Below are 20,538 nucleotides of genomic sequence, written 5' to 3' on the forward strand. Positions count from 1 at the left end.
CCGAAAGATACACGCGCTTTGTATTGATTTTGTAGTCCTTTTCCATCTGGGCAATAATTTCGGTCATCCACTTGGTATCCTTATCGCCCTGGATATCCCAAGTGTTCATGCCCGTACCACCTCTCGGGTAGACGACGACAAAGCCCGCCGTATCGGCAACCGCTTCCCAGTGGGTATTGGACTGCTGGTAGTTAGGGTCTTGGTCCATGCCGTGGCACGAAATGAGCAACGGACTATTCTCCTTAAGATTGGACGGAGCATAGACGTGAATTTCTCTGCCCGAAACGGACACCTTCTTGTAATCGTTCAGGGATTTGCCGCCGCCACCGCCGCCCCATTGGGCGAAAGAAAGCGACGCCGCTAACAAAAGTAGTAAAGGGGTTTTCATTTCCACTTCTCCTCAAGAGTATTGTTCATATTTACTCTCCGCACCATTCCCATCATTAATATATATCTAAAACCTCAATCCTCTTCTAACGCTCCATACATACCGATGTAAAAGTAAACAACAGCGAAAATGACGAAAAAACGCAAATCTTCGGACTTTTCCCCTGTTTCCCGTATGAATTCCGTAATTTTTCCTTGTAAAACTATCGCTACATTCGGATTTTTTCGCCCCCAAAGAAGAATAAAAACGGCGGCAGTTTTTTTCATAAAAAAATGTTTATATTATGAAATATGAACAAGAAAGCACTTATCACCTCGCTTATCATCCTCATCGGCGTCCTCATGATAACCTTCTTCGTGATGGACTGGGTTGTATTCTACAAATGCGGCGCTGTCGAGCAGTGCCTTGAAGACAACAGCAACTACCAGAACATCGCCAAGTTCGCCGTAACGACCATCATGACGGTCATCGTGTTCTTTATCGGCAAGAACTGCCTCTGCAAGCGCGACCGGATCTTTTTGCAGGCGGGGTTCGCCATGGCCCTGTGTGCAGACTTCTGCTTGAAAATAATGCACAACTACACCCACGTCTTCGATCGCCGCGGTGAATACACCCTGCTCGGCATCTGCTTTTTCATGGTAGTGCAGGCATTGTTCATCTACCGCCACTCGCGCACAAGCGACAAGGACAATCACGCTCCGTGGATCCTCTGCATTCCCTTTGCCGTCATGTTCATCACGAACGCGCTCCACCTGTTCAAAATTTTCGACGGCCCGACAGTCCCGATTATCGCGACTTACGGCACGTTCCTCATCTGCTCACTCATCGTTGCATGCAAGGCGCCGAAAAACGGGTATTTCCCGGCAAAAAACGCAAGGAACATCAAGTACGGCATGATCCTGTTCTTCTGCTGCGACGCCTGCGTAGGCATTTCACTCGCAACAGGGGCCGACCACAGCATACGACAAATTGTCGCGACAGTCGCAAACAATTTTGTGTGGTACTTCTATACGCCGGCATTGATTCTGCTCGGGCTCAGCGGGTACAAGAGAAAAGAATAGCTTGTTGTTGAGAACATATGGATATTGAATTTGGAATATTAAAACGCGAAGAGATCAAGGAATCCGTAGAACTGTCGGCCAGGGCCTATGAAAACTACGAATATTTCTCGAACTTTTTCCCCGACCTGGAAGAAAGGCGAAAAACTCTCCGTGCCATATTGTACAGGGCGACACTCGCAAGTTTCGGGAAGACTCACTTTTTGACCGCCAAAATCGACGGGAAAATGGTGGCCGTCACCCAGATTGACGAACCGCATTTCAAAAGGCCGTCGGTAATCCAGTTCCTGCTTCACGGCTGGCTGCTGGTATATCTCAACGTGAAGGCCAAACATGTGCACGAATGGCTCGCGATGGATACTTCGGCAAGCAAGCCGTGCCACGACTATCAGAAAACAGGGCCGGGCATCTGGTACACCTGTTCGCTGACGGTAGACCCCGCATTCCAGGGAAAGGGAATCGGGACAAAATTCATCGCCTTCTGGGAAGAATACGTCCGCGAGCATGGCGGCAAGCAGCTCGTTTTTTTCACGAATTCCGAGAAGAACATCGCATTCTACAAGAAGCGCGGCTTCGAGGTGTTCGACGAGCGTGAAATAATCCATAACGGGAAAAAGATGGGAAGCTGGAGCGTGAAAAAGACGCTATGAGAATCTTTTACCACCTTCCCGGCCTATTCGAGTTCTACGATTTATACAAGGCATTCCTGCCGCTTTACCGCAAGCACCGGGAATATTTTTACGACTGGTGCGAAATCGGTTCAATATACGGTGCCCCCAAGGACTGCCTCTGGGGCGGAGGTCGCGTAGGGTTCGGAGACGCGGAACCGGAATCGGTCGCCGCCCTCACACAGGAATACGGTATTTCGGCCAGGCTCACCTTCAGCAATTCCCTGCTCCGCGAAGAGCACCTTTCCGACAAGAAATGCAACGCGCTGTGCAAACTTTTCGGGAATGGCGCCGGCCAAAACGGCATCATCATCCATTCGGACCTGCTGCTCGATTACATCAAGGCAAACTACCCCGGTTTCTATTTCGTATCGTCGACAACGAAGGTTATCATCGACTTCACGCAGTTCAAAACGGAGCTAAACCGCGAAGAATTCCGCTTTGTCGTTCCCGATTTCAGGCTCAACAGGCAATTCGACAAATTGAACGCGCTTACAGACGCTCAGAAACAAAAAGTCGAATTTCTGTGCAATGAATGCTGCTGGTTCGGCTGTTACGACCGCAAGGCCTGTTACGAAAACGTCAGCCAGAAAAGCCTCGGCGAAGATTGCGCGGACCACGTTTGCGTCTCGCCCACCGCCAAAAAAGGCTACCGATTCTCCGACGCAATGGAAAATCCGGGATTTATCGGGATAGACGACATCCAAGGCGCCTACGCACCCGCAGGGTTCCGCCATTTCAAAATCGAAGGGCGAAGCCTCGGCAGCGCCATTGTCCTGGAATTCCTGCTTTACTACATGACCAAGCCGGAACACCAGCTCAAGGTGCGCGAAGAAATTTATCTGGACAGTTCGCTGGACTTGTTCTAGACCAGCGGAATTTCCGAATCATCCCCCTATTCGTCAAAGCAATGCTTCAGGCTGTCCCGATGGGCGGGAGAGTCGTCGTATGGCGTCAAGAAAACCTCCGCCATCGTCTGCAGGCGCTTTGCCCGCTTGAGGTCCATCGGCTGGGCGAGTTTCGCATTCCCGATTTCAAGATACCGTTTTGCGCTACGGCCATAATCGAGCAGGGTTATTTCGAAAATGTACCCGTCCCAGAAAACTTCCGTCATCATTTCTTCTTGGTACGCGATGACGGAATCCTTCAGGTACCGAATTTGCGCAACATCCCTCATCTCGGGGGTAGCCTGAGGCAAGGTTTCCAGAGGCTGCCAACTGCAAGAATCCATCTCGGAATACGAAACTCCACAGGCGCCCATCAAGAAGCACGCGTAAACAGAATCGCCCTTCACGCGCAAACCCGAAACACGTGCATCCATGTTCCAGGCATCCGCGAATTTCACCCGGAGTTCATAATCCGCGCCGCCCGCAAGTTCCCGAGCCTCCTGCGACAACGGCTCATCCACGATTTTCCCGAACGGGAAAAACATCGGAGGGAAAACCACCCACAAAACGAACGCAGAATGCACCAGCAACGCAATTACCGGAAGGAGCGCCCAGTGCCATTTTTTGCGGATATTGAAAAAGAAACTTGCCGCAATCCCGATGAAATAAGGAATGAGATCCAGAAGAATCAAGGCCGGACATTCAAAAAAAGCCCCCGATCCCATCCTGAAAGCGAGCAGGACGACCGGGAAAGCCACCCCCACCGCCATCCACAATTTTTTCTTGGACGTATTCCGGCGCAATACGAAGCAGACAAAGCCCCAGATGAAGGGCATAAAAAAGAAAGTGGCAACCCTTTCCAGATGGTACACATTGGAAAAACTGCCCCCAAAACTACTCAGAACTTCGTAAAGGTATCTAGAAGTCTCCATTTTTCCTCCGGTTTCCTTCCGCCCGCATTTTTCAATATAACAAATCCCTATAGGGATAGACCTTACAGGGATTGTAATAAAAAAAATTCAAGAAAGACTAAATTACAGGCAAAACCTATTGCTTAAAATATGCGGGCAACTGCGTTCAGCGAACACGTGTAACGCGTTCTGTCCCCACGAACAACGGTAAAATCGACGGGATAAAATTCCAGTCCAAATCGTTTACCCGAAGTGCGCCAGCTTATACCCAAATTCGAGCGGAAGCCCAAAGATTCGAAATCATAGTCGCTATCGTCCTCTTCCATCGTATAAGCCAGGATGCTATTCCCGTCCGCATCAAAAGCCTCGATGGGGGCCGGTTTTACATAGTAATATCCGCTAGCCGTCCCATCTTGCCAATGAGCAACGAACATGAAGTTGCCCACCAAGCCGAATCCACCGACAACGGGCACATTCAAGTTCACGAGGAGTCCTTCGGTAAGTTCATTGAAATCGTATTCCACGCAATCCGTGCAAGCCGAAATGTCGGTTCCAACCTCAATCATCGCGCCGACTCCCAGATAAGGCGTAATCGGTTTCACAAGCGAAAGCGACCAACCTATCATTTCGGCATACTTCCAGCCACCAACCGCCGGGCCTGTCTTGATATCAAGTGTCTTCCAGGAAATTTCGCCGGCAGAAGCGAACGTAGCGAGAACGACAAGAACAAAAGAAATCAGTTTTATTTTCATGGTTATTTTCTCCTTTTGATTAAGAAAATAGATATTCGAAAAAAAAGAAAAAGGCCTTTCAATACAAAAAAATTGAATTATTTTCAACAAAGTCCAAATAAAATCCGCTTATGAAACCCCGTGTTTCATATAATCAGCGTCCGTAAAAAATAAGATTCCAATTCATATAAAATAATATATATTGGCCGTGGACTGATTACCTACCAGGGAATGCTATTCCATTAACGAAAACTACGGACAACAAAAAATGGCCCTTCTCCTTTCACTCCTGTTCTTTTCGCTGTTCTCAAGCGCCATTCTCCGCGGCAAGTTTTCATATGGCAAAGGGGATTACGTATTCCGCGAGCACCCCATCCAGTTCATAGCCGTACTCGTATTCATCTTCAGCCTGTCCGTCCTCTGCTTTTACCAGTTTCTCACGCAATCTTAAATCGTGTTTCTTACAAATATGCTATATTCCGTAAAAAGCATAAAGGAACACAAATGAACGAAACTAACACATTGCCAACAACGGAAACAAAAGCCACAGAAGACGAAAAAAAGATTTGGCTAAAAAGAATCCGTAACTTCGTCGGAATCCTCGGAATGTTGCTTCCCTGGATTTCGCTCCTCGGGGCCTTCATCGTATCCAAGGCCAAGCCGGGCTTCATCCCGCAGGGATTCTGGGACACGCTTTCCATTTCGGCCACCTACTACGTGACGCCCCCGCTGACAGGCATCCTCACGGCCGCATCAATCGTCCTGATCTGCTACAAGGGCTACAAGTGGTACGACAACCTCATCACGACCCTTTCCGGCGTGTGCGGAGCATTGATTGTCATATTCCCCTGCAACTGCCCCGTAGCAGAAAATATCGTCGGTTTTTTCCAGTTGCCCGTAAACACCTCGCACATTATCCACTGCGCATCGGCAATCCTGTTCTTTACACTTCTGGCTGTAAACAGCATGTTCCTGTTTACGGTTACCGACAAGACAAAGCCCATGACGCGCAACAAAAAAATCAAGAACATCATCTTCAGGGTTTGCGCCGTAGGCATGATTCTTTCTTTGGCCCTGCTGCCGCTACCCATCCAGTTCCCCGCAAAAATTTTCACGCTCGAAGCCGTTGCGCTTACATTCTTCGGCGTAAGCTGGCTTGTAAAGGGCGAAATATTCGGCCTGCTCTCCGACGACTAAGGAACGGCCCATGCTGCTCCGCAAGCCCGACTTTTACGATTCGTTCAAATGTATCGCTTCGCGGTGCAGCGACACGTGCTGTATCGGTTGGGAAATAGACGTCGACGAGGCTTCCCAAGAGGCTTACCGCAATGTCGCGGGCGTTTTCGGCGACAAGCTGCGCACAAACATAGAGGACGGACATTTCAAGTTGCTCCCGCACGACCGCTGCCCCTTCCTCGACAGGGAAAACCTGTGCGAGATATTCCAGAACCTGGGCGAAGGCGCGCTCTGCGACATCTGCCGGGAACACCCGCGGTTCGTAGAAGTATTCGGCGATATAATGGAACGCGGCCTCGGGCTCTGTTGCGAAGAGGCCACAAGGCTCCTGCTTGCAGGCGATGGCCCGCTCTCGTTCGTGAACGAGGAATGCGACGAACCTGAAGACGACCTGGACGACGATGACCGTGAAATCCGGGACGAGGTGCTAAGCGAGCGGGAACGGATATTCAAGACATTGGCCAGCAGCTCGATTACTTTTACAGACAAACTTAAAGCAATCTTCGGCTACACCGGAGAAAGCCCGTTTTTCCCGTTGGAAAGCGCGCACGACGTGCACGAACTTCTCGCCAAGACCGAAAGTTTCGGCCCCGCATGGGACGAAGTTTTGGCCCGCATCAAATCGCGTATCGGTGATGCAAGCGATTTTTCCGCGAGCGCTCTCCCCGAAGGCGAAGACCGTTTTTCGGAAACCGAGAGCGAGCGGCTCCTCGCCTACCTCATCTACCGGCACTATGCCAAATGCCTTTTCGAAGGGCGCGAGCAGGGCAAGCTTTACTTCGCTTTGTTCTTCTGGAACGTGGCGCGGCTCTTCACGAGGGAACTCGGAGGCAAGATAAACGCCATCAAAATGCTTTCCAGGCAGCTGGAATACTGCGAAGACAACATGGTTTTGATAGAATCGATGCTAGAAAAGCTTATTATCGAATATCAAAATAAATTATAATTCCTCCTAAAATCATCAATTACAAGTCCTTTCAAAAGGAGACCGAAATGAAAAAGAAAATGCTCCTAGCAATGGCTACAGCCCTCGCATTCTTCGGATGCGCCCAAATCGACGAAACGGAGCGCGGCGTGGTGCTCGAATTCGGAAAGGTCGACGAAGTCATCGGCCCGGGCCTCACCATATACAACTGTTTTTTCAAGGAAATCAAGCGCATCTCGGTAAAGACAGAACTCGAGACTGGCCGCATCGAAGCGGGATCCAAGGACCTGCAGACCGTCTACGTGGGCACGAACGTGAACTACCATGTGGACGAAACGCATGTCGCCGATGTCTACTCGCAGTACGGCACCGCCTACGTGACCACCATCCTGCAGCCGAAAATCAAGGAGACCATCACGGGAATCACCCCGCAGTACGCCCCCGAAGAAATGCTCCAGAAGCGCGAAGAAATCCGCAGCCGCATGGAAAAGGCCCTCAAGTCCAAACTCGATTCCGCAAATGCGCATATCGTGATTGACGGCTTCACGATTACGGAATTCCAGTTCAGCCGCGCCTTCAACGAAGCCATCGAAGCCAAGCAGGTGCAGGAACAGGAAGCCCTCAAGGAAAAGAACATCAAAATCAAGATGGATTACCAGAACGAGCAGCGCGTCGCAAAGGCCAAGGCGGACTCCGCAGTCATCGCCCTCCAGATGGAAGCCCTCAAAAAGCAGAACGGCAAAGAATATTTAATGCTCAAATGGATAGAAAAATGGGATGGAAGGCTCCCGCAAGTGAACGCTAATGACAAAATAATCCCCATGATCAACATGCAATAAAATAAGTTATATTTAAAGAAACCCTCCAAAAAGGATTCCATATGCATATATCGTTCATCGCGTTCATCATCCTCGCCATTGTCGTCGTCGCAATCGCCGCATACCGCATGGGCGTGCATGTCGCCAAGGCCACCAAGCAGGCATCCCCCGAAGCCCAAAACAAAATCCCCTACGAAAAATGCCTCGAAAAGAACAAAAAGGCGTTCAAGTACGGGACCTTCACCGACGCCCGTGACGGGGAAACCTACCAGACCGTCAAAATCGGCGACCAGGTCTGGATGGCAGAAAACCTCCGCTTCAAGGCAGAAGGCAGTTTCGCCCCGAACAACGAAGAATCCAACGTGAAGAAGTTCGGACGCCTCTACACGTGGACTTCCGCACTGGACATCCCCGCAGATTTCGCCAACGAGTCTCCGGCCAAGGACCTCGCGATGTACGAAAAGATGAAGGACAAGAACTTCCAGGGCATCGCACCGGAAGGCTGGCACATCCCGAGCAACAAGGAATGGGAACAGCTCATGGAAAATATCGACGCCAAGTCGGACGGAAGCGAACTGCGCAGCGTATGCATCTGGCAGAAGCCCGGCAAGGACACGCTCGGGTTCTTCGCCCTCCCCGCCGGCTACCGTTTCGACAACGGCACATTCCACCACTTCGGCAAGCGCGCCCGCTTCTGGAGCAAGGAAGAATACGGGAAATCCAACGCCTACCGCATGAGCATCTCGGAAAATTCCACCGACATCGAAGGCATCTACAGGTCCGACGCCCTCTCCGTGCGCTGCGTGAAGAACTCCTAGCCACGGCGCATTCGGTTAGAAAAATTTCAGCCCCGTCACTGCGACGGGGCTTCTTTTTTGCGGCAAGGTTCCTTTTTTGCGGAATTCCGAACCGGCTATCAGGAAATCTTACGGAGGGTGAACATGACGGATGCGGCCTTGCCCTGTTCATCCCTGTCGACAAGCACGAACGAAATCTGGCATTTCCCGTGGAGGGTTCCCATGCATTCCGTACAAATCATGCCGTCTTTTTCAAGGCGTTCCGAGAGCGTAGCCAAATCCAGGAACTTCAACACCCTGTCAGTATCCTCTTTCTCGACAAGCGAGAAAACCACACGCTCCATGGTCGCAGCGAGACCGTCCCCGCGCAAAAGATCGGCGATAAAACGGTCGCTCTGCACGACTTCGTAGGTCCGGTGCTTCAAATCGAACACGTATACGCCCTGGTACAGCGATGTCAACGCATGCGCGACATTCGACTTATGGACGCCATCGCGCTCCTTCTCGTCGAGTACCAGGTTGCTGTTATAGATTTCCTTAAAATGGTTCGATATGCGGTTGCACAGGTAGTAACCCGCCACGCCGATAGCAATGGACTCTATCGTATAACCGCTCATGACCGTGAGGAACCAATCCAGCGGACCTTTCACATCGGTACGGACGACGAACCGAAAATCGCTCACCATGATGTTCGAAAACAGAATCATCATGTAGTTCATCACTACGCTGATGACGTAGATAAACTTTTCGCAATAGAAAAGGCTCACCATAGGCACAAGGGCATAGGTAATATAGACCCCGACCTTCGCCTTGCACATGAACGTGAGCACGAGCATAAAACCGATAAGCCCCCAGAAAACGGTTATCATGCTCAGCGGGCAATAGCGGTTCAATAATTTCTGTCCAAGCGAAAGGAGAATCAAAGCCAGCGATATGCCGGCGCAAGCCTGGTATGTCACATCGCAATACCCTAGAAAATGATCCAGGGCTATGGCAGGACCAGCGAACGCGCAGAAGAAAAGAATCCGAGACGTGGATTCATTCATGGAACGGCGGTTCCTGAGGATAAAATCCTGATAACGGCTTATGCAGTCATTATTTTCTTTCATGAGGGGACCCAAAAAACACTTCCAACAGATAAAATAATAAAAGTTGCAGCCAATCGCTCAGTTGCAACTTTTATGTAAGATTTTTGTTACAGAAGAGCGGTTTCTACGCCATTTTTGGAACCCAGCTACCCGCCTTGGCGCTGCTGCGCAGCGCTAAGCGGGATGGCTCGGTCATGCCGGAACGCAAGCATCCCGGCGCAACACTCGCCAACCAACCCTTTCGACGCTCCGAAAGAGCGCTAACGTCCCTTCTTCATCTGCTTCAGGAGGGCGCTCATCTTCTGAGGCTGGGCCACCACGTTCTTCTTGGGAGCAAAACCCGGGCGTTCCTTGCCCGCAATCTTGTTCTTGAGATCTGCGATGGTAGCGTGGCCCTGGATGCCGCCTTGCGGGCGTCCGCCGCGATTGTTATCGCGGCCGCGGCCACCGAAGTTTCCGCCGCGGGGTCCGCCGACACGCTGGCCGCGCGGGCCACTTACGCCTGCACCTGCCACACCGTCGGTAGATTCCTGCTTCATCGAGAGGCTGATGCGCTTCTGGTTCGCATCGACAGCGACCACGCGCACCTTCACCACGTCGCCCACAGTGAGGACTTCCTTGGCGTCGGTCACGTACTTGTCGCTGATCTCGGAAATATGAACGAGGCCGTCCTGGTGGACACCGATGTCCACGAACGCACCGAAGTTCGCCACGTTGGTGACGACACCTTCCATCCAGCTGCCCGTAACGAGGTCGTTGATGGTCTTGATGCGGTCATCGAACTTCGCGTAACGGAATTCCTTACGCGGGTCGCGGCTCGGCTTCTGGAGTTCCTTCATGATGTCTTCCAAAGTGGCCTTACCCACTTCGTCGGAGAGGAACTCGTCCACCTTGATAGCCTTCACCGCTTCGGCATTGCCCACGATTTCCTTCACGGGAACGCCGACCTTCTCGGCCATCTTCTCGACAAGCGCGTAGTTTTCGGGGTGAACCGCGGAATCGTCCAGCGGGTTTTCAGCACCCGGAATGCGCATGAAGCCCGCAGCCTGTTCGAAGGCCTTCGGACCGAAGCCCTTCACCTTCTTCAGGTCTTCGCGGCTAGCAAACGCGCCGTTGTCTTCGCGGTACTTCACGATGGCTTCGGAGAGCGTGTTGCTGAGACCCGCCACATGGGCAAGGAGCGGAGCGGATGCGCTGTTCACGTCGACACCGACCATGTTCACGCAGCTTTCCACCACTTCGTCGAGGCGCTTCTTGAGTTCGCGCTGGTTCACGTCGTGCTGGTACTGACCCACGCCGATGGACTGCGGATCCACCTTCACGAGTTCGGCCAGCGGGTCCTGCAGGCGGCGGCCAATCGAAATCGCGCCGCGGGTCGTCACGTCTTCCTTCGGGAATTCCTGGATGGCGATCATGCTCGCGCTGTAAACAGAGGCGCCGGCTTCGCTCACGATAACGCGCGGCGGAACCTTGCCCTTGAACTTGAGAGCCATTTCGCCACAGAAGGCGTCGGTCTCGCGGCTTGCGGTACCGTTGCCGATGGCGATGAGGTCAATCTTGTACTTGTCGATGAGCTGCATCAGGTACACCGCCGCACCAGCCTTGTCGTTGTGCGGCTCGTGCGGCTTGATGATGCCATGGTCGAGGAACTTGCCGTTCTCGTCGAGCACAGCCACCTTGCAGCCAGTACGGAAACCCGGGTCGAGCGCAAGCACGGACTTGTGGCCCGCAGGAGCAGCGAGCAGAACGTCTTGCAGGTTCTTGCTGAACACCTTGAATGCTTCTTCTTCGGCGTTGTCCTTCAACAGGAGGCGCACTTCGCTTTCCATGCTCGGCTGCAACAGGCGTTCCCAGGCGTCCTGGCACATGGCTTCCAGGTACGGAGTCCAGGTCGATTCGCCCTTGATAATCTGGGTCTTGAGGTAGCCGACCATCTCTTCTGTCGGGACTTCGATGGTGAGACGGAGCACCTTCTCCTTCTCGCCGCGGCGGAGAGCCAGCATGCGGTGACTCGGGATCTTGCTGACCGGTTCGCTGAAGTCGTAGTAATCCTTGAACTTCGTTTCCTGCTTTTCGAAATCCTTCTTGACCTTCGAAATCATCACGCCCGTCTTCTCCATCTTCGCACGGAGGTACTGGCGGAATTCCGTATTGTCGGCCACTTCTTCGGCCAAGATGTCGGCGGCACCCTTGAGCGCAGCCTTCGGGTCGGCGAGGCCCTTCTCCTCGGAGAGGTAGATGCGAGCGATTTCTTCGGCGGTGTTGCCGGTATTTTCCTGTGCCCACATCAGTCGGGCCAGCGGTTCAAGACCGAGTTCCTTCGCGATGGTCGCGCGGGTACGCTTCTTGGGCTTGAACGGAGCGTAAATGTCTTCGAGGAGAGTCTTGTCCTTGCAGGCCTCGATCTGAGCCTTGAGCTCGGGAGTGAGCTTGCCCTGTTCCTCGATGCTCTTGAGCACCGTTTCCTTGCGGTCGGTAAGTTCCTGCAGGTAGTCACGACGGTGACTGATGTCGCGCAGTTCGATTTCGTTCAGCGTTCCCGTCTGGTCCTTGCGGTAGCGGGCGATGAAGGGAATCGTACCCCCCTGGTCCATGAGTTCGAGCGCCTTGGCGACGCGCCATGTTTCGAGTTTCAGTTCTTCGGCAATAACTGCGGAAAAATCCATTTGATATACCTACTTGTAGATTTTATAGGGTCATAAATGCCCTGGGTTGACCTGCCGCAATATAGCAAAAGGAAATGTCATTTTTGTGACAAAAAGCACCATTTCGAAAAGAGACGCAAGTCACACCGGCCATCAAAAAGGCCTTATTTCGTTGAAAATCAACAAGTTACGCCTAGAAGGGTTATTTCGGAATTTGTCCCATATCACCCTCCCCCAAAGCGGCCCTTTCCTAGCACATCCAAAAAACGTATTTTAGGGTACAGGTGTATCAAGGAGGTTGTGATGAAAAGACTAATCGCCGTAGCCATGTGCGCGCTTTTTGCCGGTTGCCTCGAACCACAGGAAATCAAGGTGGTGCTTCCCGCGCAAAAAACTCCCCCGCAAAGTGCATCCGCATTCGACAACAACCTCGACTGGATTTCCGTAAAGTCAGTCAAGGTTTTCTCGACCGGCGACAAGAGAACCGAAGTCGACTTCATCACCGTCAGCTCCAGCCAGGACATAGAAAGGGCCCTCAAAGAAGACGCCCTGCACTGGATTACGGATTCCATATTCATTTACCAGTCCAGCCGGGAGCTGCTAATCCGGGAATACAGGCGCGACGCCCCGAAGTTCTACGAATACCCTCGCGGGAAGTACGTGCTGGAGTTCATTCCTACTTCTGATAAATAGAGGAATCCACGGAATAGAACCGGCGGTGCGTGAACCCGTACCACAGGGCCGGATTTTCGGCAATTCGCGATTCGAGCCATCCGTTAAATTCATCAATAACAAGCGACGGGGACATTTCCCTTGTCCGCAACGGAATTTCTTCGGCATGGAGAATGCGGCGGTTGCGGTCTTCTTCAAGCCAGCAGACATATACGGGCGTCCCAGGACGGTGCTTCAGCAAAAAATCCGGAAGCGGGTTCATCCTGGCTTCCTGCCCGAGGAATTTTCCCGGAAGGGCGCTCGAGATACGGCTATCCTGATCGGCGAGCAGGCAGAACAGCTTGCCCTCATCGAGCAGGCGCAGGAATTCTCGGGGAGTACGTGCATCCACCCCGTAGCTTCGGCCATCGACCGCACGAATTTTCTTGTCCAGCACGCGATTGAGCCAGGCGGGCCTAACCGGAATGTAGCTCGCCACAAGGGGCACGCCCAAGCGGCAGAGCCACGGGCCAATGGCCTCGTAATTTCCGTAATGTGCCGTAAGGAATATGCCCCCACCCCGCATTTTCTCGAGAACCGGGGCAGCGCCATCCGCAAGAGCGAACTCCATACCATCGCACGTACAGGGGAACGATGCTGTATCGGCGGGCAACTTCTTGTATGTAGCAAAACCGAAAAGCAAATCCCCCGCATGGCGCGACACATTGGACAAAAGCCTTCGATAAAGCTGGCCAGCCTCTTCATGCGGAACCGCAGTTGAGACATGGCGCAGGTTCGCATAGACAACACCGCGCTTCCACCGCGCAAGGCGGAGCAGGGCACTCGCCCCCTTAAAAAAAAATGCGGATGCTATTCTGCGAAAAAAAATCATTGCGCCTACAATATACAATCACAAGCTACACAATTTTCAGGGTATTTTGCGGAATACATTCAAAAAAGCGTGAGCAAACGCACGAAATCGCAGATTTCGCCACTGAGAATTTATTTGTAACAAAATGATAACATCCGCTTTTTTGCGATTCGTAAAAAAAAAATATATGTTCAAATAAAACTTATTAGGAGGGACAATATGAAAAAAACATTTATATCAGCAACTTTATTCGGAGTTGCCTTTGCGACAGCCTTGGCTCAAGGGGCTGAAACAGCAAAAACATTCAACATTCTTTTGCCCAGCGAAAGCGAATGGCAAACAGACGTACCTACGCTCTCGTACACGGAAAACGGTGAAAAGAAAACCGTCATCATGTCGCCCGTTGCCGGCAAATGCGGATGGTTCCAGACGACCTTCAACACGGCTCCGAAGGACGCCATTATTGGCCTCAGGCACAATCCCGAATTACAACTGGGTCTCTATGGTTTTTGGGACGAAGACGACAGAGCCAATCCCATGGATTTAAGCGTCGTTTATGATGCATACGCAGTAAACTCGCTCTACTTTATCCCTGATGATAGCGAGTGGCTCAACAATGAAAGCCATGGCTGGTACACAACATACCCGGAAGTCGAAGGAATTTGCACGTTCAACCTGGCCACACTGATTTACGATACCGACCAGTCCATCAACACGCTGTTCTCCTTTGATGAAACAAGCGAACTCGACAGCTGTGTCGGCCTGCATACGGGAATCGTCAATACCGACCTTGGCACCGACAACAAGCCGGTATTCTCCGGCAGCGACACCGCCAAGAAGTGTTTCGTCGATGCAAACAAATTCAAGACGCTCTTCAATTACACCAAAGACGTAAACGAAGCGCAATGCTACGACATGCTCTTCCAGCGTAACGAAACGGACGCCCGTTGGACATTCGATTCCAATCCGCTCGGTGGATTCTTCCCGGTAGAAAACACCGGGGATTCAACTGTCGTAACGATCAACGAAGTCAAGATGGGGCCGACCTCCGATGCTCGCACCAAGAGGGCGACCGGAACTGCCGAAGACACTCGCAACCAGCAGTTCTGCGCAGAGTCGCACACCACGTTCACCTACTTCAAGGACCTCGAATTTTCGTTCAGCAACACCGACGACATGTGGGTATTCGTTAACAAAAAACTCGCCATCGACAAGGGCGGACTGAACGAATCTGCCCCTGTCAACCTGACATTGAAGGACCTCAACTCCATCTATGGTGACAACTTCCTCGTCGAAGGCAGAGATTATCCGCTGGAAGTATTCTACTGCAACCGTCGTTCTACAGCCCCGAACTTCAGTTTCGCAGCGAATGTATTCCTCCCGAGCAGTTTCGGCTTAGACATCAAAACGCAACCTTTGAATAACGAAGGCAACCAATTGGATATCTGCTATGAATATACGCCAGCATCTAATTGCGAACAAACTTTTGGCACAGCCACAATCAAGGGCTGCCTCAAAGATAGCCTCATTACGGATACCAAGTTCACCATCACGACACGAGAGAACGGTATACCCGAAGGCTGCGATATATGCAAAAACCTCCCGCAAGGGCAGATTTCCTTCGGCGGAATTGACCTGACTAACCCCAGTGTACCCGTTATCTATCCGCAAAGAATAACTGGACTTGCTCCGGGCACATACCGTCTAAACGTCGAAATTCGTGGCAAGAGGGCTTACTACAGGTTCCGCATCCAGGGTGAAACCGAAGTCATCCGTACAAGCGTAGCCAAACTCGCCCATTCTGGCTTCAATATCAAGATGGCGAATCCGCACCAGTTCTCCATCGTGACCGGCAACTCGAATATCGCCAAGACCTATGCCGTCATGGACATGCAGGGAAGAATTGTAAACAAAGGCGTAATAAATTCGACAGAAACGCTCGTGCCTGCACTCATTCCGGGTTCGTACGTTGTCAAAATAGGGGTCGATTACAAACGGGTGAACATTCGCTAATCGCAATTCGTTTATTATATTGCATAGAGAAGGCTGAACCACCCAAAAAAACAAGGTAGCCATGTCTGCAAAAGTAACGAGTAGCGATAAAATAGAAGATCTGTTCCCGGAAACCCCCATCCGTAAAATCATCACGCCGATGGAACGGCTGATGAAGGTGGAGACTACCGGGGGCATTGTCCTTATCATCATGACGGTTGCCGCCCTCCTGTGGGCGAACCTGAGTCCAGAAACGTACCATCACTTCTGGCACATGCCTTTCGCTCTTACGATTGGCAGCTGGATTGGCAGTGCGGATTTGCACTGGCTCATCAACGACGCGATGATGACGATTTTCTTCTTCAACATCGGACTCGAAGTCAAGGGCGAAATGACCTACGGTGAGCTCAGGAACCCGAAGGCCGCCAGCCTGCCTATTATAGCGGCAGCGGGCGGCATGCTGTTCCCCGCGCTCATCTACCTGTTGCTGTGCCCGCATGGAGAACATACCGCCGCCCATGGTTGGGGTGTTCCGACTGCGACCGATATCGCGTTCGTCGTGGGCTGCATGGCAATCCTCGGAAAGAAGGTGCCGCATGCGCTCCGCGTGATGATCCTGACTCTTGCCATCGCAGACGATATCGGAGCCATCCTCGTGATTGCCATCGGCTACCCGAGTGGTGACGGCATCAACTTTGCCGCCCTCGGCACCGGTTTCGCCTTGCTCGTGCTTATCAACGTCCTGTTCCGAATCGGCGTACGCAACCTGCTGCTTCATGGCGTCATTGGCGTTGCCGTGTGGGCCTTCTTCGTAAAGAGCGGCGTACACCCGACAATCGCTGGCGTGCTGCTCGGACTGTCGGTGCCGGCCAAGCCTGTTCTCGCAAGCGGAAAACTAGCCCGCTTCGCAGGCAACGTCGGTGGAGCCCTTTCGGGCGAAGCGAAGGACCGCAACGAACAGTACGAGGTGTTCACGCTCCTCAAGCGCGGTGCACGCGAAAGTATCTCGATGCAGGAACGCCTGTTCAAGCCGCTCGTACCCTGGGTAAACTTCTTCATCATGCCGCTGTTCGCCCTGAGCAACGCGGGTGTCGAAATCAAGCTCGGCGGTGTCGAAGTTCCCGTAATGGGAGCTGTCGCGCTCGCCCTTATCCTGGGCAAGCCCATCGGCATTTTCCTCTTCAGTCTGCTCGCTGTCAAGATCGGCATCTCGGTCAAGCCCAGCTACAGCTGGAGAATCCTGTGGGGCGGAGGCATGCTCGCCGGTATCGGGTTCACCATGGCCCTCTTCGTCGCGAACCTCGCATTCGATGTGGGTGACCGTCAAGACTCCGCGAAGCTCGGCATCTTGCTTGGAAGCTTCTGCGCCGCGATTCTCGGCACCATCTACATGAGCATCGTCTCTAAAACAAAAAATAGTTAGTAGTCGCCAGTCACTGGTCAACGGAAAAACCTACGACCAACGACCGACAACCAGCGTCCATGCCTCATTTTGTCTACATGCTCCGTTGTGCGGGAAACCGCATATACACGGGGTATGCCGTCGACGTAGAGGCACGTTACGAGCAACACAAATCCGGAAAGGGAGCGAAGTTCACCAAGTCGTTCCCGCCGGAATGCATTCTGCAAAAGTTTGAACTGCAATCGTACGAAGAAGCGCTCCGGCTGGAAGCGCGAATCAAGAAGCTGTCCCGCCCGGACAAGGAACGCCTTGCCGCAGGCGACACGGTGCTTACCGCGGAACTTCTCGGCGGGCTCGGTGAAACGCTAGACCAGAAGAAGAAGCGCATTAGAAAAGAAGCCCGCGCAAAGAAGGCAGACAAAGGCAGCGGACCCATGGAGGCAACCGCGAACAAAAAGAAAAGCAGGCCCGCGGGAGCGAATGGCCGCAAGTCTGCAAAATCAAAAGGCACGAAGCCTAGCGAAGAGTGAGCTTCTTGCTAATCTGGACCTTCCCGCGGGAATCGAGGAACTTGGCCACATAGGCGCCCGCAGGTATTTCCGCAAGGTCCAAGCGCATTACGCCCTGAACCCTTTCAGAGAGTATGCCCTTGCCGTTCACCGCGAAGAGCCTGACGGTTCCGCCAGCGGGAGCGACCACATGGAGCGAGCGATTTTCTAGCCGCAGCGACGGAGCCGCAAACAAGACCGCACGCCCGACTCCTGCGACAAAGTCCGTTCCTTCGGGTGCGCCCACGACAAGCCCGCGGCCCACCGTACTCATGTACACCACGCCAAACGTATTCATATCGCCCTGCACGAAGTTTCCGTTGCCCGGGCCTCCGAACTGGTGCTTGTCATCGTTGATGCGTTCAAACGTCTTGCACTTGTCGGTACTGCGGTAGAGTCCGATCGGGTCGCCTTCCTTAGCGGCACCCCAGATAAAGATAGTCTCGTAGTCCGCGCCTTCCTTCGCCTTGCCGATACCCACGGCGATTGCGACCGAGGCGCCTTCGCAGCGGTTCCAAGTCTTGCCGCCGTCTTCCGTGAAGGCGAGCCCGTATTCGGTATAGCCCTTGGGCTGCCAGACTTGCGCCTGGTCCATCGGAACCCACACGTGGCCTTCCCTACCCGGCACCGTGCGGATGTAGTTGCTGCCGTTGTAGTATTGACCCGCAGTCTCATTCTGCAAGCGGGCCTCCTGCTTCACAAAATTCTTGCCCGCATCCATCGACTTGTACAGCGTACCCATGGAGTTCATCACGTAGAACACGCTCGGGTTCACCGGGTCGGCAACGATATGCGAATAGTTTGTCTGTTCTCCGGTTTCAACGGCAGTCCAAGTAGCTCCGTTATCGTCGGAGCGGAACGTCGCATTTTCGGGCCTGTGGAGCATCACCTTGCCGTCAGCAGAAAGTACGACCCAGCCCTTGCCGCCCTTGAGCGTCGTCTTCACGCTATCCCAAGTCTTGCCCATGTCTTCGGAGCGGTACATCACGTTAAAATTCTGCGAGTCGTACTGGCCATACACGGTAATCACGCCCGTGCGCACCAGGGAGCCGGTAAGCGGCGCAAAGCCCATGCTCTCGGTAGTGCCGACCGTGGGCGTATGGCGTTTGGCGCTCTCGTTGATGTTCGTATAGACGGCGCCGTCGTAGTCGCCAATCGCAGTCACCAGCGGGCCACCAGGAATGCTCACGATATCAAGCGGGACCGTTTCCTCGATGCCGCGGGACTGGAACTTCCACACGGGAACCTTCGCGGTGATGTCGTCTGTCATGAAGACGCCATTGCCGCTCGTGACCCAGGCCTGCTTGTTATTGAACGGGTTGATTTCGAGCGAGCCCGCCCAGTGGATGGCGTTGCCCGGAATCCAGTCCGTGCCGTTCGCATCGATGTTGATGCCGTCGCCATAATGCTGGCCGTGAATCCACGTCTTGCCGCCGTCCGTCGTCGTGTAGATGCGGTCGCCGTAGTTATCGCGTTCATTGCCCGCAGCATCCTTCGCGAGGTGGCGTCCGGTGTACTTACCGAGCGTCGAAATCACGATGTGGTTCTTGTCCTTCGGGTCAATCGCGACACCGCCGTAAGAACTTTCGTCCTTCTCGTAGGTGGTGGGGCTCTGCTCGTGCGTCACCGAATCGCTCGGGGTGAGGTCGGTCCAGGTGCCGCCCGCGATGTTGTATTTGTAAAAGCCGCCTCTCGAGATGTTGTACGGACCCGGGCCATCGGCGAAGGTGATGAACATGTCGCCATCGACAATTTTCGCGCGATGGGGCATCAAGCCGGAAGGCACTCCAGAAACGGGCTTCCACGTAGCGCCACCGTCGTTACTCACCTGCAGGTTGTCCTTCGTGTCAGAAATGCCGATGTAGATGGTCTTGGTCGAACCGTCGGCGTTCTTGCCCTGCGATTCGTCGAACAGCACGAAGCTCACTCCGTTCACGCCGTTCAGGCTCGACTCCGTAGCGGTCGAGAGAGCGACCTCATAGACGCTCGTCCAGGTCTTTCCATAATCGGTACTCTTGTAGAGGCCCTTCGTGCGGCTCCCGCAGAAAAGGATGTTCGGCTTGTTCGGGTCCACCGCAAGCTTTTCGCCGGTCTGGCGGCCCATGCCGTTGCCATGCGCGAGCATCTCCACGTAGCTCGTGTCCCAAGTGGTACCGTAGTCTTCACTGCGCAAAACCGCGGTGCGGCCCTGGCTAAAGTATCCTGTACCCGCAAGTACGTAGATGCGCCTCGGGTCGGTCGGATCGAGCGCGAACGCTTCCGTACCATAAAGTCCCACATCGTTCTGGCTCACCCAATCCATCAACGGGATCCAAACTTTTCGTTCGAAATCAAAACGATAGACGCCACCCACATCAGTGCGGGCGTAGAGCACATTCTCGGCCTTCGGGTGGAAGATTACCGCCGACACGAATCCACCGCCATCGAAGCGGACATTGCCCCAATCGTAGTTTTCTGCTTGAGCGAAGCCAGCAAAAGCAGCGAGCGTCGCCATACCAATCAAGAATTTTCCAAACATACAGGCTCCTTTTGCCTCATGCACCGACAAGAAGATATATTAATGCGCACGCGAACGCCCCGAAATGAGAGTCAGGCCCGTCAAAAGCGTTTACGTAAACACAACAAGGCAAAAATGAGGGCAAAAAAAAGCGATGCCTTTACAAACCATCATTTTTTGTTAAATTTGGAACACTCGCGGGAGTAGCTCAGTTGGTAGAGCGCGACCTTCCCAAGGTCGATGTCGAGGGTTCGAGACCCTTTTCCCGCTCGAAAAAAGAAAAACCGCCCATTAGGGTGGTTTTCTTTTTTATGAGTCGGAAGAAAAAGGTGTCGAGAACCCGAGAAGAGGGTTCGGCAGTAGCGACCGAGGCGAGTGCAAAAAAACAGAATGTTTTCTTGCCGAGCCGACCAAGCGGACGTCGA

19 protein-coding genes, 1 tRNA gene and 1 pseudogene are annotated in these 20,538 nt (G+C 53.0%); 13 read left to right on the forward strand and 8 right to left on the reverse strand.

Features of this window, described 5'->3' with window-relative positions; all coding sequences use genetic code 11:
- Both IK012_RS06740 and IK012_RS06745 read right to left on the reverse strand, forming a co-directional pair.
- Positions 1-388: pseudogene (locus IK012_RS06740) on the reverse strand (hypothetical protein); the annotation flags it as partial.
- A 74-nt stretch (positions 389-462) separates the two neighbouring features.
- On the reverse strand, positions 463-654 hold the full coding sequence (locus IK012_RS06745) for a hypothetical protein (RefSeq protein ID WP_290952240.1): 192 nt from the start codon (positions 652-654) through the stop codon (positions 463-465).
- Positions 655-678: 24 nt separating this feature from the next.
- On the opposite strand from IK012_RS06745, the gene IK012_RS06750 reads away from it, so the two are divergent.
- From IK012_RS06750 to IK012_RS06760, 3 genes are read left to right on the forward strand one after another with little or no spacing between them, the layout of a single operon-like run.
- Positions 679-1,449, forward strand: a complete 771-nt coding sequence (locus IK012_RS06750; RefSeq protein ID WP_290952244.1) for a lysoplasmalogenase family protein — start codon at positions 679-681, stop codon at positions 1,447-1,449.
- Positions 1,450-1,466: 17 nt separating this feature from the next.
- Positions 1,467-2,096 (forward strand): N-acetyltransferase, encoded by a 630-nt coding sequence (locus tag IK012_RS06755; protein ID WP_290952246.1) that lies wholly within the window; start codon positions 1,467-1,469, stop codon positions 2,094-2,096.
- Positions 2,093-2,983 (forward strand): hypothetical protein, encoded by an 891-nt coding sequence (locus IK012_RS06760; RefSeq protein ID WP_290952249.1) that lies wholly within the window; start codon positions 2,093-2,095, stop codon positions 2,981-2,983. Before IK012_RS06755 ends, IK012_RS06760 begins: the two co-directional genes overlap by 4 nt.
- A gap of 26 nt (positions 2,984-3,009) precedes the next feature.
- Here the strand turns inward: IK012_RS06760 and IK012_RS06765 are convergent, their stop codons facing one another.
- Both IK012_RS06765 and IK012_RS06770 read right to left on the reverse strand, forming a co-directional pair.
- On the reverse strand, positions 3,010-3,933 hold the full coding sequence (locus tag IK012_RS06765) for a hypothetical protein (RefSeq protein ID WP_290952252.1): 924 nt from the start codon (positions 3,931-3,933) through the stop codon (positions 3,010-3,012).
- Positions 3,934-4,055: 122 nt separating this feature from the next.
- Entirely contained in the window at positions 4,056-4,664 is a 609-nt protein-coding gene (locus IK012_RS06770) for a hypothetical protein (protein WP_290952255.1), read from the reverse strand.
- Between the two features lie 247 nt (positions 4,665-4,911).
- Between IK012_RS06770 and IK012_RS06775 the strand changes: the two genes are divergently transcribed.
- The 5 genes from IK012_RS06775 to IK012_RS06795 are packed head-to-tail and all read left to right on the forward strand — an operon-like array spanning position 4,912 to position 8,440.
- Positions 4,912-5,094 carry a hypothetical protein gene (locus tag IK012_RS06775; RefSeq protein WP_290952257.1) on the forward strand — a complete coding sequence of 61 codons (183 nt, stop codon included), beginning with the start codon at positions 4,912-4,914 and terminating at the stop codon, positions 5,092-5,094.
- A gap of 53 nt (positions 5,095-5,147) precedes the next feature.
- A complete protein-coding gene (locus IK012_RS06780; RefSeq protein WP_290952260.1) occupies positions 5,148-5,840 on the forward strand; it encodes a hypothetical protein in 693 nt (230 codons plus the stop codon).
- 10 nt (positions 5,841-5,850) lie between these two features.
- Entirely contained in the window at positions 5,851-6,825 is a 975-nt protein-coding gene (gene fliB, locus IK012_RS06785) for a flagellin lysine-N-methylase (protein WP_290952263.1), read from the forward strand.
- A gap of 47 nt (positions 6,826-6,872) precedes the next feature.
- On the forward strand, positions 6,873-7,643 hold the full coding sequence (locus IK012_RS06790; protein ID WP_290952266.1) for a prohibitin family protein: 771 nt from the start codon (positions 6,873-6,875) through the stop codon (positions 7,641-7,643).
- Positions 7,644-7,684: 41 nt separating this feature from the next.
- Positions 7,685-8,440 (forward strand): fibrobacter succinogenes major paralogous domain-containing protein, encoded by a 756-nt coding sequence (locus tag IK012_RS06795; protein ID WP_290952269.1) that lies wholly within the window; start codon positions 7,685-7,687, stop codon positions 8,438-8,440.
- 98 nt (positions 8,441-8,538) lie between these two features.
- Here IK012_RS06795 and IK012_RS06800 read toward each other — a convergent pair whose 3' ends face one another.
- On the reverse strand, positions 8,539-9,528 hold the full coding sequence (locus tag IK012_RS06800) for a hypothetical protein (protein WP_290952272.1): 990 nt from the start codon (positions 9,526-9,528) through the stop codon (positions 8,539-8,541).
- Positions 9,529-9,767: 239 nt separating this feature from the next.
- Entirely contained in the window at positions 9,768-12,173 is a 2,406-nt protein-coding gene (locus tag IK012_RS06805; protein WP_290952274.1) for a Tex family protein, read from the reverse strand.
- A gap of 282 nt (positions 12,174-12,455) precedes the next feature.
- On the opposite strand from IK012_RS06805, the gene IK012_RS06810 reads away from it, so the two are divergent.
- Positions 12,456-12,845 carry a hypothetical protein gene (locus tag IK012_RS06810; protein WP_290952277.1) on the forward strand — a complete coding sequence of 130 codons (390 nt, stop codon included), beginning with the start codon at positions 12,456-12,458 and terminating at the stop codon, positions 12,843-12,845.
- Here IK012_RS06810 and IK012_RS06815 read toward each other — a convergent pair.
- Complete coding sequence (locus IK012_RS06815; protein ID WP_290952280.1) at positions 12,829-13,695, reverse strand: lysophospholipid acyltransferase family protein; 867 nt, start codon at positions 13,693-13,695, stop codon at positions 12,829-12,831. The two genes, IK012_RS06810 and IK012_RS06815, sit on opposite strands and share 17 nt — an antisense overlap.
- 198 nt (positions 13,696-13,893) lie before the next feature.
- Between IK012_RS06815 and IK012_RS06820 the strand changes: the two genes are divergently transcribed.
- The 3 genes from IK012_RS06820 to IK012_RS06830 all read left to right on the forward strand — a co-directional run bounded on the left by IK012_RS06820 (position 13,894) and on the right by IK012_RS06830 (position 17,598).
- On the forward strand, positions 13,894-15,687 hold the full coding sequence (locus IK012_RS06820; RefSeq protein WP_290952283.1) for a fibro-slime domain-containing protein: 1,794 nt from the start codon (positions 13,894-13,896) through the stop codon (positions 15,685-15,687).
- A gap of 61 nt (positions 15,688-15,748) precedes the next feature.
- Positions 15,749-17,089, forward strand: coding sequence for a Na+/H+ antiporter NhaA (nhaA, locus tag IK012_RS06825; protein ID WP_290952286.1), 1,341 nt, complete (start codon positions 15,749-15,751; stop codon positions 17,087-17,089).
- A gap of 77 nt (positions 17,090-17,166) precedes the next feature.
- Positions 17,167-17,598, forward strand: coding sequence for a GIY-YIG nuclease family protein (locus tag IK012_RS06830; protein WP_290952289.1), 432 nt, complete (start codon positions 17,167-17,169; stop codon positions 17,596-17,598).
- Here the strand turns inward: IK012_RS06830 and IK012_RS06835 are convergent.
- Positions 17,585-20,134: a sialidase family protein gene (locus tag IK012_RS06835; RefSeq protein ID WP_290952291.1), complete on the reverse strand. Its 2,550-nt coding sequence runs from the start codon at positions 20,132-20,134 to the stop codon at positions 17,585-17,587. The two genes, IK012_RS06830 and IK012_RS06835, sit on opposite strands and share 14 nt — an antisense overlap.
- A 176-nt stretch (positions 20,135-20,310) precedes the next feature.
- On the opposite strand from IK012_RS06835, the gene IK012_RS06840 reads away from it, so the two are divergent.
- Positions 20,311-20,383, forward strand: a tRNA-Gly gene (locus IK012_RS06840).
- Positions 20,384-20,538 lie beyond the last annotated feature (155 nt).

This window comes from Fibrobacter sp., assembly GCF_017551775.1.
In the GTDB taxonomy this organism is placed as follows: domain Bacteria; phylum Fibrobacterota; class Fibrobacteria; order Fibrobacterales; family Fibrobacteraceae; genus Fibrobacter.